Origin of the sequence: Micromonospora sp. DT231 (assembly GCF_049847025.1) — a bacterium.
Taxonomy (GTDB): Bacteria; Actinomycetota; Actinomycetes; order Mycobacteriales; family Micromonosporaceae; genus Micromonospora.
Genome location: NZ_JBNCNO010000006.1, coordinates 26,503 through 38,572, shown reverse-complemented (window position 1 = coordinate 38,572; position 12,070 = coordinate 26,503). Strand labels below are relative to the sequence as shown.

Below are 12,070 nucleotides of genomic sequence, written 5' to 3'. Positions count from 1 at the left end.
CCCGCCCCACCCCGCTGGCCCACGCCGATCTTGCACTTTGTGTTGCTGATTGGTTCGCATATGCAGCTTTTGTCGCGACAGAAAGTGCAAGATCGCGGGGCGCGGGGGTGCGGGGGTGCGGGGGTGCGGGGGCGCGGGGGCGCGGGGGTGCGGGGGTGCGAGGTGTGGGGCGCCGGGCGTGCCGGGGTGCGGGGTGTGGGGCGCCGGGCGTTCCGGGGCGCGGGGTGCGGGGACGGGCTTTCGGGGCGCGGGAGGGTGGGGCCGGCGAGCAGGGGCGACGAGCAGGGGCGGGGAGCAGGGGCGGCGAGCAGGGGCGGGGAGCAGGGGCGGGGAGGTGGCGCGTCAGGGGGCTTGTTCGGCGTTGCGGGCTATGTTGCGGGCCATGCCGCCGAATACCACCGCGTGGAAGGGGGCGACCGACCCCCAGTAGGCGTGGCCACTCAGCCCGCGGGGCAGGAAGACCGCGCGTTGCTGGTAGCGGCTGCGCCCGCCGTCGGTGGGCAGCACCCGCATCTCCAGCCAGGCCCGGCCGGGAAGCCGCATCTCGGCGCGCAGTCGCAGGAGCTCACCGGGGACGATCTCCTCGACCCGCCAGAAGTCCAGCGCCTCACCGACCTGGAGGCGGTGCGGGTCGCGTCGGCCCCGACGGAGCCCGACCCCGCCGACCAGACGGTCCAGCCAGCCGCGGACCGACCAGGCGAGCGGGAACGAGTACCAGCCGTGCTCGCCGCCGACCCCCTCGATGACCCGCCAGAGCGCCGCCGGTGGGGCGTCCACCGCCCGTTCGCGCACGTCGGTGTAGACGCTGCCGCCGGACCACTTTGGGTCGCTGGGCAGCGGCTCGGCTGGCGCGTCCGGGCCGCTCGCGGTCGACCAGCGGGTCTCCACCTGGGCGTCCCGGACCTTGGCGAGCGCGAGCGCCACCGCGTCGTCGAAGCCGGTCAGCCCGCCGGGCGGGTCGGGTAGGTACCTGGCGATGTCGTGCTCGTGCGCGACCGCCTCGTGGATCAGGCTCTCCACCAGGGGGCGGGCGATCGCGTTCGGCACCGGGGTGATCAGGCCGACCCAGTGCGAGGAGAGCGACGGGGTGAGCGGGCGGACCGGCACGATGATCCGTCGGCGCAGCCCGGCCACCCGGGCGTAGCGCTGCATCATCTCGCGGAAGGTGAGCACGTCCGGTCCGCCGATGTCGAAGCCCCGGTTGACCTCCGGCGGCAGCGCGACGCAGCCGGCCAGGTAGCGCAGCACGTCGCGGACCGCGATGGGTTGGATCCGGTTGCGGACCCAGCGCGGGGTGATCATGGCGGGCAGCCGCTCGGTCAGGTACCGCAGCATCTCGAACGACGCCGAGCCGGACCCGATGATCACCGCGGCCCGCAGCACGGCGGTGGGCACCCCGCTGCCCAGCAGGATCCGGCCCACCTCGGCTCGGGACCGCAGGTGCGGGGAGGGGACCTCGGCCTCGGACGCCGGCTCCGGCCCGCCCAGGTAGACGATCCGGCGTACGCCGGCCGCGCGCGCCGCCGCCGCGAAGTTCGTCGCCGCCGTCCGGTCGGCCGCCTCGAAGTCGGGCCGGCCGAGGGAGTGCACAAGGAAGTAGGCGACGTCCACGTCGGCGAAGGCGGCGGGCAACGTGTCCGGTCGGCTCAGGTCCCCCTCGACGATCTCGGCCGCCGAGGCCCAGGGCACGTCGCGCAGCCGGACCGCCTTCCGGGCCAGGCACCGCACGGTGTAACCCTCGGCGAGCAGCAGCGGCGTCAGCCGCCCGCCGATGTATCCGGTGGCTCCGGTCACGAGGCATCTCACGAGGTCCAGTCTGCGGCCCCTTAGACTCGTTCGCTGTGGAGACCGAGACGAGCACCTTCTGGGGGCCGGATTTCGCCCAGCTCAGGGCCACCGACCCGGAGATCGCCGGGGTGGTCCTCGGCGAGCTGGACCGGTTGCGGGGTGGCCTGCAGCTCATCGCCAGCGAAAACCTGACCTCGCCGGCGGTGCTTGCCGCGCTCGGTTCGACCCTCACCAACAAGTACGCCGAGGGCTACCCGGGCCGGCGCTACTACGGCGGTTGCGCCGAGGTGGACCGGGCGGAGGAGATCGGCATCGCCCGGGCCAAGGAGCTCTTCGGTGCCGAGCACGCCAACCTCCAGCCGCACTCCGGGGCGAGCGCCAACCTGGCCGCGTACGCCGCGTTGGTGCAGCCGGGGGACACGGTGCTGGCGATGGACCTGCCGCACGGTGGGCACCTCACCCACGGCAGCCGGGTGAACTTCTCCGGCAAGTGGTTCCATGCGGTCGGTTACCCGGTCCGGCCGGACACCGAGTTGATCGACTACGACGAGGTACGCGATCTGGCGCGGACGCACCGGCCCAAGCTGATCATCTGTGGCGCCACCGCGTACCCCCGGCTGATCGACTTCGCCCGGTTCCGGGAGATCGCCGACGAGGTCGGGGCGTACCTGATGGTGGACGCCGCGCACTTCATCGGCCTGGTGGCCGGCCGGGCGATCCCGTCCCCGGTGCCGTACGCGGACGTCGTCTGCGCCACCACCCACAAGGTGCTGCGCGGCCCACGCGGCGGCATGATCCTCTGCCGTGAGTCGCTCGCGCAGCGGATCGACAAGGCCGTCTTCCCGTTCACCCAGGGCGGTCCGCTGATGCACGCGGTCGCGGCCAAGGCGGTCGCCCTGCGCGAGGCCGCCCAGCCGGAGTTCCAGACGTACGCCCGGCAGGTGGTCAGCAACGCCCAGGCGCTCGCGGCCGGGCTCGCCGACGAGGGGATGCGTCAGGTGTCCGGCGGCACCGACACCCACCTCGCCCTGATCGACCTGCGCGAGATGGGGGTGACCGGCGCGGAGGCCGAGCGACGCTGCGACGCCGCGTCGATCACCCTCAACAAGAACGCCATCCCGTACGACCCGCAGCCCCCGATGGTGGCCTCCGGTCTGCGGGTGGGCACCCCGAGCGTCACCACCCAGGGCATGCGGGAGGGGGAGCTGCGGCAGGTGGCCACCCTGATCGCCCGCGCGGTGCGCACCGATCCCGGGGCGCCGGGCGGCGCCGACGAGCTGACCCGACTCGGTGCCGAGGTGGCCGAGCTGGTCGCGGCGTTTCCGGCGTACCCCCGTGGCTGAGCCCGGGGTGGTCGAGCCGGACACCGACCGGCGGTGGCGGCTGCGGCACCTGCCGGTGCTGTTGGCCGCGTCGGCGGCGCTCGCCGCGGTCGCCGCGGTGGTGGGCGGGTTGACCGGCGGTGTGACTGCCGCGCTCGGCGCGGCGGCCGGCGTGGGCGTCACGGTGTTCAGCTACACGCTCACCACCGTGGTGTTGGCCCGGGCCGACCAGATCAACCCGCAGTTGCTGCTGCCGCTCGGCCTGGGCCTGTACGTGTTGAAGTTCAGCCTGTTGGGTGCGGTGCTGGTGGCGGTGGCGTCGACCGGGTGGCCCGGTTTGATCCCTCTTTGCCTTGGCATCGTCGTCGGAGTGGCAGTGTGGACAGCGGTGCACCTCTGGTGGCTGACCACGGTGCACGCTCGCCGACCGCGCGGCTGACCCGGCGGTCGTCCCAACCAGCGGACGCGCCGCAATGTGTCGGCCTCCGGTCATTTTCCGACGGGCGGAAGGGGAGTAGCGTGCCCACAGACGACGGCGCCCACGAGAAGCCCACACAACGATGGTTGTGCGGGGGGTGAGGCACAGCCTCGTCTTCCCGGCTGATATCGTTCGCCCCGTCATGGCTGATGACCAAACCCCCCGTCCCCCCGGTCAACCGGACGATTATCCGTCCGGTGCCGGTCAGGGCTGGACCGCACTCAGCTACCTCATCGGAGGCATGCTCGTGTGGGGTTTCATCGGCTGGCTGGTCGACCAGTGGCTCGACACCGGTGGCGTCGCCACCGGGATCGGCTTCGTGCTCGGCATGGCCGGGGGAGTCATCCTGGTCATCCGCCGACTCGGCACGCCTACTTAGGAAGGGACGCGGTGTTCGGACAGGCGAACGTCCTGGCAGCGGGCCAGGCAGAATTCCCACCTAGCAAGGAGGACTTCTACCTGCCCAGCATCCTGCCCTGGGACGTGGAGAACTCCTACTGGTTCACCAAGTTCACGTTGATGGTCTGGATCGCGGTCGGTGTCCTGATCATCTTCTTCCTGGCGACCTACCGGAACCCGAAGCTGGTGCCGACCAAGAAGCAGTGGTTCGCCGAGTCGATCTACGGCTTCGTGCGCAACAACATCTCGGTCGACATGATCGGTCACCAGGGCGTGCGGTTCGCTCCGTACTTCACGACGCTGTTCTGCTTCGTGCTGGTGACCAACGCATTCGCGATCATCCCGTTCTTCCAGATCTCGCCGAACTCGCACATCGCCTTCCCGGCGATCCTCGCGGTGATCAGCTACGTGCTGTTCAACTACATCGGCATCCGGCACCACGGCTTCGCCAAATACTTCAAGCACGCCCTGATCCCGCCGGCACCGTGGTACATCCTGCCGCTGCTGATCCCGATCGAGGCGTTCTCGACCTTCATCATCCGGCCGTTCTCACTGGCCGTCCGTCTCTTCGCGAACATGTTCGCCGGCCACATGCTCCTGCTGGTCTTCACGCTGGGCGGCTTCGCGATGATCAACGCCAACGCCTGGCTGGCGCCGATCTCGGCGGTCTCCTGGGTGATGACCGTGGCGCTGACCCTTCTCGAAGCGCTTGTCATCGTCCTGCAGGCCTACGTCTTCACGGTGCTGAGCGCCAGCTACATCCAGGGCGCGCTCGCCGAAGAGCACTGATCCACGCACCATCCGTTGTCGTCCCGCGTGAGAGACACGCGTGATAACCAGGAGGAACCACTAATGGATTACGTCGCCGCCGCAGAAGGTGTCGTTGGCAGCACCGCCGCCATCGGCTACGGCCTCGCGGCCATCGGCCCGGGCATCGGCGTTGGTCTGGTGTTCGCCGCCTACATCCAGTCGACCGCCCGCCAGCCGGAGTCGTCGCGGATGACCCTGCCGTACGTCTGGATCGGCTTCGCCGTCATCGAGGCGCTCGCGCTGTTCGGCATCGCCTTCGGCTTCATCTGGCAGGGAGAGCTCTAATCCGCTCGTCGACCGGGAGGTCACCCATGTACTTCCTCGCCGCTGAGGGTGGTGAGTCAGACCACAACCCGATCATCCCCATTCCCGAGGAGATCGTGGTCGGCATTGTCGCCTTCGCCGTGCTCTGCTTCGTGCTGATGAAGTTCGTCTTCCCGCGGATGGAGCAGACGTTCCAGGCTCGGGTCGACGCGATCGAGGGCGGCATCAAGCGCGCCGAGGCCGCCCAGGCCGAGGCGAACCAGCTGCTCGAGCAGTACCGTGCCCAGCTCGCTGAGGCTCGGACCGACGCCGCCAAGATCCGTGACGACGCGCGGGCCGACGCCGAGGGGATCCGACAGGACATCCTCGCGAAGGCGCGGGAAGAGTCCGACCGGGTCATCCAGGCCGGTAAGGACGCGCTCGCCGCGGAGCGGGCCACCATCGTGCGTGAGCTGCGTGCCGAGGTCGGCACCATCGCGGTGGACCTGGCCAGCAAGATCGTGGGCGAGTCGCTGGCCGACGAGGCGCGACGCAAGGGCACCGTCGACCGGTTCCTGAGCGGCCTCGAGAGCACGGGGGCCCGCTGATGCAGGCCGCCAGCCGGGAGTCGTACAAGGTCGCGGCCGAACGCCTCGACGCGTACGTCCGCGGCGCGGAGCCGTCGGCGGTGACCTCCACCGCCGACGCCATCCTCTCCGTGGCGACCCTGCTGCGGCGTGAGCCGCGGCTGCGCCGGGCCCTGTCCGAGCCGGCTCGCTCCGGCGAGGACCGCGGCGCCCTGCTCGGCGACATGCTGGGCGGACGGATCGGCGCCGACGCGCTCGACCTGCTCGTGGCGTTGGTCTCCGGCCGCTGGTCGGCACCGTCGGAGTTGCTCGACGGCGCCGAGCGCCTCGGTGTGGAAGCGCTGCTGGCCAGCGCCGACAAAGCCGGCGAGCTGGGCGAGGTCGAGGACGAGCTGTTCCGCTTCGGCCAGGTCGTCTCGGGTCAGTCGGCGCTGAGCAACACGCTGGCCGACCCGGTCGCCCCGGTCGAGCAGCGGGCCACCCTGGCCCGCGAGCTGCTCGCCGACAAGGCCCGTCCGGTCACCGTCCGCCTCGTCGAGGTGGCCCTCGGCGGGTTCGGGGGGCGCTCCTTCACCGGCGCGCTGACCCGGCTTGTCGAACTCGCCGCCGAGCGACGCGACCGGCAGGTGGCGTACGTGATCGTGGCGGCCCCGTTGAGTGACGAGGACGAGCGCCGACTGGGTGCGAGCCTCACCGCGATATACGGTCGAGAGGTCTCCGTCAAGCAGACGGTCGACCCGCAGGTCCTGGGTGGCGTGAGCGTGCGGGTCGGTTCCGACCTGTACGACGGCACCATCCTGCGCCGCCTCAACGAGACCCGCAACGCGCTCGCGAAGCGCTGAGCGGCTTCGCCGTCCAGCAATGCGGTGGCTTCGCCGCCCAAGCAATGCGGTGGCTTCGCCGCCTCAGCGTTTGGGGCGGGCTTCGCCGCCGCAGCGCCCGGATTGACAGACGCCATTCGGACCGGTTGGTACTTGGTATCCCGGGCCCCTGAATTTTAAGGAAGCAGAGGATGGCCGAGCTGACCATCTCGACGGAGGAGATCCGCGGCGCCCTGGAGCGCTACGTCTCCTCCTACTCGTCCGACGTCTCCCGCGAGGAGGTCGGCACCGTCGCCGACACCGGCGACGGTATCGCCCACGTCGAGGGCCTGCCCTCGACCATGACCAACGAGCTCCTGGAGTTCGAGGACGGCACGCTCGGCGTGGCGTTGAACCTCGACGTCCGGGAGATCGGTGTCGTCGTTCTCGGTGACTCCGCCAAGTTGGAGGAGGGGCAGCGCGTCAAGCGCACCGAGCGGGTTCTCTCCGTTCCGGTCGGCGACGCCTTCCTCGGCCGCGTGGTCGACGCGCTCGGCCAGCCGATCGACGGGCTCGGTGACATCGCCAACGAGGGCTTCCGCGAGCTGGAGCTGCAGGCTCCGAACGTGATGTCCCGCCAGTCGGTGTTCGAGCCGCTGCAGACCGGCATCAAGGCCATCGACGCGATGACCCCGATCGGTCGGGGCCAGCGGCAGCTGATCATCGGTGACCGCAAGACCGGTAAGACCACCGTCGCCCTGGACGCGATCCTCAACCAGCGGGACAACTGGCGCACCGGCGACCCGAAGAAGCAGGTCCGCTGCATCTACGTCGCCATCGGTCAGAAGGCCTCCACGATCGCCTCGATCAAGGGCCAGCTCGAAGAGGCCGGCGCGATGGAGTACACGACGATCGTGGCCTCCCCGGCGTCCGACCCGGCCGGCTTCAAGTACCTGGCCCCGTACACCGGCTCGTCCATCGGGCAGCACTGGATGTACGGCGGCAAGCACGTCCTGATCGTCTTCGACGACCTGAGCAAGCAGGCCGAGGCGTACCGGGCCGTGTCGCTGCTGCTGCGTCGCCCGCCGGGCCGTGAGGCGTACCCGGGTGACGTCTTCTACCTGCACTCCCGTCTGCTGGAGCGCTGCGCGAAGCTCTCCGACGAGCTGGGTGGCGGCTCGATGACCGGTCTGCCGATCATCGAGACGAAGGCCAACGACATCTCGGCCTTCATCCCGACGAACGTCATCTCGATCACCGACGGCCAGATCTTCCTGGAGACGGACCTGTTCAACCAGGGCGTCCGCCCGGCGATCAACGTCGGCACCTCGGTCTCCCGGGTCGGTGGCGCCGCGCAGGTGAAGCCGATGCGCAAGGTCGCCGGTTCGCTGCGACTCAACCTCGCGCAGTACCGCGAGCTGGAGGCGTTCGCCGCCTTCGCCTCCGACCTGGACCGGGCCTCCCGGGCCCAGCTCGACCGCGGTGTACGCCTCGTCGAGCTGCTCAAGCAGCCGAACTACTCGCCGTTCCCGGTCGAGCAGGAGGTCGTCTCGGTCTGGGCCGGTGTCGAGGGCAAGCTCGACGACATCCCGGTGGGCGAGGTTCGTCGCTTCGAGGCGGAGTTCCTCCAGTACCTGCGGCACAAGCACGAGGGTGTGCTGGCCGGTATCGCCGACAACCAGTGGGGCGACGACATCGTCGGCTCCCTGGACGCGGCGATCACCGAGTTCAAGCAGGTCTTCCTCAACAAGGACGACGAGCGCAAGGTCAACGACGCGCCGGCCGCACCGCTTGAGGGCGACGAGAACCGCGAGACGGTGACCCGCTTCCGCGACGGCGCGACCGACCGCCCGGCCGAGAGCTGATCCCGTGGCGGCCCAGGTACGCGTTCTTCGTCAACGAATCCGCTCGGCGAAGTCGATGAAGAAGATCACCAAGGCGATGGAGCTCGTGGCGACGAGCCGGATCGCCAAGGCTCAGGCCCGGGTGCAGGCGTCCCTGCCGTACGCCCAGGCCATCACCGGTGTGCTCACGGCGCTGGCGTCCAACGCGCGGATCGACCACCCGCTGCTCACCCCGCGCGAGCGGGTGCGGCGGGCCGGCGTCCTGTTGGTCACCAGCGACCGTGGTCTGGCCGGCGGCTACAGCTCCAACGCGATCAGGATGGCCGAGTCGCTCGTCGCGCGGCTCAAGGCGGACGGCAAGGAGCCGGTGCTCTACGTCATCGGGCGTAAGGGTGTCGGGTTCTACCGGTTCCGCAACCGGCCGATCGAGGCGAACTGGACCGGGTTCAGCGAGCAGCCGTCGTTCGAGGACGCCCGTACCGTCGGTGAGACGCTGATCAAGGCGTTCACGGCCGGTGCGGACGACACCGACGGCAATGCCGGGGCGGACGGGGTGCTCGGCGTCGACGAGTTGCACATCGTCTACACCGAGTTCCACTCGCTGATGACGCAGAACCCGGTCACCAAGGTCATCGGTCCGATGCAGGTGGAGGACCGGCCGCGCTCCGAGGGGCTGCTGCCGGCGTACGAGTTCGAGCCGGAGGCGGAGGCGCTGCTCGACGCGCTCCTGCCGAGGTACATCAACACGCGGATCTACGCGGCGTTGATCGAGTCGGCGGCGAGTGAGTCGGCGGCACGGCGGCGGGCGATGAAGAGCGCCACCGACAACGCCGAAGACATGATCGAGAAGTACACGCGCGAGATGAACTCGGCTCGCCAGGCCGGGATCACCCAGGAGATCAGCGAGATCGTCGGCGGCGCGAACGCGCTGGCCGCGTCGGGAAGTGAAGTGTGATGACTGCACCAGTAGAGACCAAGACGGCCACGGGTCGCGTGGTCCGGGTCATCGGCCCGGTCGTCGACGCCGAGTTCCCGCGCGACGCCATGCCGCCCCTGTTCAACGCGCTCAACGTGACGGTGAACCTGTCCGGCGGTGAGAAGACGCTGACCCTGGAGGTCGCCCAGCACCTGGGTGACAACCTGGTCCGTGCCATCTCGATGCAGCCGACGGACGGCCTGGTTCGTGGCGCTGAGGTGCGTGACCGCGGCGAGCCGATCACCGTGCCGGTGGGCGACGCCGTCAAGGGCCACGTGTTCAACGCGATCGGCGAGGTGCTCAACCTCAAAGAGGGCGAGACCCTGACCCCGGACGACCACTGGGGTATCCACCGCAAGGCCCCGGCCTTCGCGGACCTGGAGCCGAAGACCGAGATGCTGGAGACCGGCATCAAGGTCATCGACCTGCTCGCCCCGTACGTCAAGGGCGGCAAGATCGGCCTGTTCGGCGGCGCGGGCGTGGGCAAGACGGTGCTCATCCAGGAGATGATCACCCGAGTGGCCCGTAACTTCGGTGGTACGTCGGTGTTCGCCGGCGTGGGTGAGCGCACCCGTGAGGGCAACGACCTCATCGCCGAGATGACCGAGTCCGGCGTCATCGACAAGACCGCGCTGGTCTACGGCCAGATGGACGAGCCGCCGGGCACCCGGCTGCGGGTGGCGCTCTCCGCGCTGACCATGGCGGAGTACTTCCGGGACGTGAAGAAGCAGGAGGTGCTGCTCTTCATCGACAACATCTTCCGCTTCACGCAGGCCGGTTCGGAGGTGTCCACCCTGCTCGGCCGTATGCCGAGCGCCGTGGGTTACCAGCCGACCCTGGCCGACGAGATGGGCGAGCTCCAGGAGCGGATCACCTCCGTCCGGGGCCAGGCCATCACCTCCATGCAGGCGATCTACGTGCCGGCGGACGACTACACCGACCCCGCCCCGGCCACCACGTTCGCCCACCTGGACGCGACCACCAACCTGGAGCGGTCGATCTCCGACAAGGGCATCTACCCGGCCGTGGACCCGCTGGCGTCCTCGTCCCGGATCCTCGCCCCGGAGTTCGTCGGCGCCGAGCACTTCCAGGTGGCCACCGAGGTGAAGCGGATCCTGCAGCGCTACCGCGACCTGCAGGACATCATCGCCATCCTCGGTATCGAGGAGCTCTCCGAGGAAGACAAGATCACCGTGGCCCGGGCCCGGCGGATCGAGCGCTTCCTCTCGCAGAACACCTACGCGGCGGAGCAGTTCACCGGCGTACCGGGCTCGACGGTCCCGATCAAGGAGACCATCGAGGCGTTCCGGAAGATCAGCGAGGGTGAGTACGATCACTTCCCCGAGCAGGCGTTCTTCATGTGCGGCGGTCTTGAGGACCTGGAGCGCAAGGCTGAGGAGCTGATGAAGGGCTGACAAGCCCGATTCGTCCCGCAACCAAAAAGACTGCCCCGGCCACGCCGGGGCAGTCTTTTGTTCATCTTCGCGTCTTACCATCGTCGCGGTCCGTTACTCGGGGTCGTCCGTACCCAAAACCCGAGATACGTTCTATCCGCACGCTCACCCGAACGAGCGTTGATCTTCGCAACCTTTCGACGACGTGCGCCCGTCTTCCCTCGCGTGGGCGTAACGAACGGAGCTGCTCGTGGGTAAGGCCGGCAAGCGTGGCCGCAAGTCATCCGTCTGGCGCGGCGTGCCGCGCTGGGCGAGGATCTGCACGGTGTTCGGCACCGTGCTGGTCGTGCTCAGCGGAGCGGTGCTGGTCGGCACGGAGGCCCTGATGGCCCGCTACGAGGGTGCGGTCGGCAAGGCGGACCTGTTCGGTGACCAGGCGGCGGGCGCCCAGCCGAAGAAGAGCGACATCAAGGGCCCCCTCAACATCCTGCTCGTCGGCATCGACCCGCGTACGCCGACGGCCGCGCCGCTCGCCGACTCGATCATGGTGCTGCACGTGCCGGCGTCGATGGACCGGGCCTACCTCTTCTCCCTGCCGCGCGACCTCTACGTGCAGATCCCCGAGTTCAAGAAGGCCGACTTCCCCGGCGAGACCACGAAGATCAACGCTGCCATGTCGTTCGGCAGCAAGGTGCCGGGGGCCAACCCCGACGCGGCGCGGGGCTTCGAGTTGCTGGCCACCACCGTGCAGAACGTGACAGGCATCAAGCGCTTCGACGCGGGTGCCATCATCAACTTCACCGGCTTCCAGAAGATCGTCGACGCGATGGGTGGCGTCGACATGTACATCGAGCGCGAGGTCAAGTCCGAGCACAAGCAGCCGGACGGCAAGGCGCGGCCGGGCAAGACGTGGGGCGAGGGTTACGTGGGTCCGCAGGCGGTCTACAAGAAGGGCAACCAACACCTCAGCGGGTGGCAGGCGCTGGACTACGTCCGGCAGCGCTACCCGAAGAACGGTGTCCCGGACTCCGACTACGGCCGGCAGCGCCACCAGCAGCAGTTCGTCAAGGCCATGGTCGGCCAGGCGTTCAGCGCCGACGTGGTCGCCAACCCGATCAAGCTGGACAAGGTGCTTCGCGCCGCCGGCCAGTCGCTGATCTTCAACGGCCGGGGCAGCAGCGTTGTCGACTTCGGGCTCGCCCTGAAGGACATCCGCCCCAACACCATCCAGATGATCAAGCTTGCCGGTGGTGAGCTGAAGAGCAGCAGGGGTGCCTACCTCGGTGAGCAGTTCCAGCCGGATGTCCGGGACTTCTTCACCGCCCTGCACAGCGAGCAGCTCGACCCCTTCCTGCTGGAGCATCCGGACTTCCTGAACAAGACCAAGTAGTCGTGGCACGGGTTCTCCCACCCGCGTGGGGAGCGCGTG

General features: G+C 69.3%; 12 protein-coding genes. 11 read left to right on the top strand and 1 reads right to left on the bottom strand.

The genetic code is table 11. The annotated features are described in order from the left end of the window. Positions 1–342: 342 nt before the first annotated feature. Complete coding sequence (locus tag ACPXBU_RS17100; protein WP_425758795.1) at positions 343–1,806, bottom strand: SDR family oxidoreductase; 1,464 nt, start codon at positions 1,804–1,806, stop codon at positions 343–345. Positions 1,807–1,841: 35 nt separating this feature from the next. Here ACPXBU_RS17100 and glyA point away from each other — a divergent pair, with 35 nt between their 5' ends. The 11 genes from glyA to ACPXBU_RS17045 all read left to right on the top strand — a co-directional run bounded on the left by glyA (position 1,842) and on the right by ACPXBU_RS17045 (position 12,031). Next, entirely contained in the window at positions 1,842–3,131 is a 1,290-nt protein-coding gene (gene glyA, locus ACPXBU_RS17095; protein WP_425758794.1) for a serine hydroxymethyltransferase, read from the top strand. Further along, positions 3,124–3,549 (top strand): hypothetical protein, encoded by a 426-nt coding sequence (locus ACPXBU_RS17090; RefSeq protein WP_425758793.1) that lies wholly within the window; start codon positions 3,124–3,126, stop codon positions 3,547–3,549. Before glyA ends, ACPXBU_RS17090 begins: the two co-directional genes overlap by 8 nt. Positions 3,550–3,730: 181 nt before the next feature. After that, positions 3,731–3,967 (top strand): AtpZ/AtpI family protein, encoded by a 237-nt coding sequence (locus ACPXBU_RS17085; protein ID WP_357246376.1) that lies wholly within the window; start codon positions 3,731–3,733, stop codon positions 3,965–3,967. 11 nt (positions 3,968–3,978) lie between these two features. Beyond that, positions 3,979–4,776, top strand: a complete 798-nt coding sequence (atpB, locus tag ACPXBU_RS17080) for a F0F1 ATP synthase subunit A (RefSeq protein WP_425758792.1) — start codon at positions 3,979–3,981, stop codon at positions 4,774–4,776. 63 nt (positions 4,777–4,839) lie between these two features. Beyond that, entirely contained in the window at positions 4,840–5,082 is a 243-nt protein-coding gene (locus ACPXBU_RS17075) for an ATP synthase F0 subunit C (protein WP_357246371.1), read from the top strand. A 26-nt stretch (positions 5,083–5,108) separates the two neighbouring features. Then, positions 5,109–5,648 carry a F0F1 ATP synthase subunit B gene (locus tag ACPXBU_RS17070; protein ID WP_425758791.1) on the top strand — a complete coding sequence of 180 codons (540 nt, stop codon included), beginning with the start codon at positions 5,109–5,111 and terminating at the stop codon, positions 5,646–5,648. Next, complete coding sequence (locus tag ACPXBU_RS17065) at positions 5,648–6,469, top strand: F0F1 ATP synthase subunit delta (protein ID WP_425758790.1); 822 nt, start codon at positions 5,648–5,650, stop codon at positions 6,467–6,469. Before ACPXBU_RS17070 ends, ACPXBU_RS17065 begins: the two co-directional genes overlap by 1 nt. 170 nt (positions 6,470–6,639) lie before the next feature. Then, the gene (gene atpA, locus ACPXBU_RS17060; RefSeq protein ID WP_393375779.1) at positions 6,640–8,292 is read left to right on the top strand and encodes a F0F1 ATP synthase subunit alpha; all 1,653 of its coding nucleotides are present in this window, start codon (positions 6,640–6,642) and stop codon (positions 8,290–8,292) included. A 4-nt stretch (positions 8,293–8,296) separates the two neighbouring features. Beyond that, positions 8,297–9,226, top strand: a complete 930-nt coding sequence (locus tag ACPXBU_RS17055) for a F0F1 ATP synthase subunit gamma (protein WP_393375781.1) — start codon at positions 8,297–8,299, stop codon at positions 9,224–9,226. Then, positions 9,226–10,662 (top strand): F0F1 ATP synthase subunit beta, encoded by a 1,437-nt coding sequence (gene atpD / locus ACPXBU_RS17050; RefSeq protein ID WP_393375783.1) that lies wholly within the window; start codon positions 9,226–9,228, stop codon positions 10,660–10,662. Before ACPXBU_RS17055 ends, atpD begins: the two co-directional genes overlap by 1 nt. A 223-nt stretch (positions 10,663–10,885) precedes the next feature. Beyond that, positions 10,886–12,031 carry an LCP family protein gene (locus ACPXBU_RS17045; RefSeq protein WP_393375851.1) on the top strand — a complete coding sequence of 382 codons (1,146 nt, stop codon included), beginning with the start codon at positions 10,886–10,888 and terminating at the stop codon, positions 12,029–12,031. The last annotated feature ends 39 nt before the right edge of the window (positions 12,032–12,070 follow it).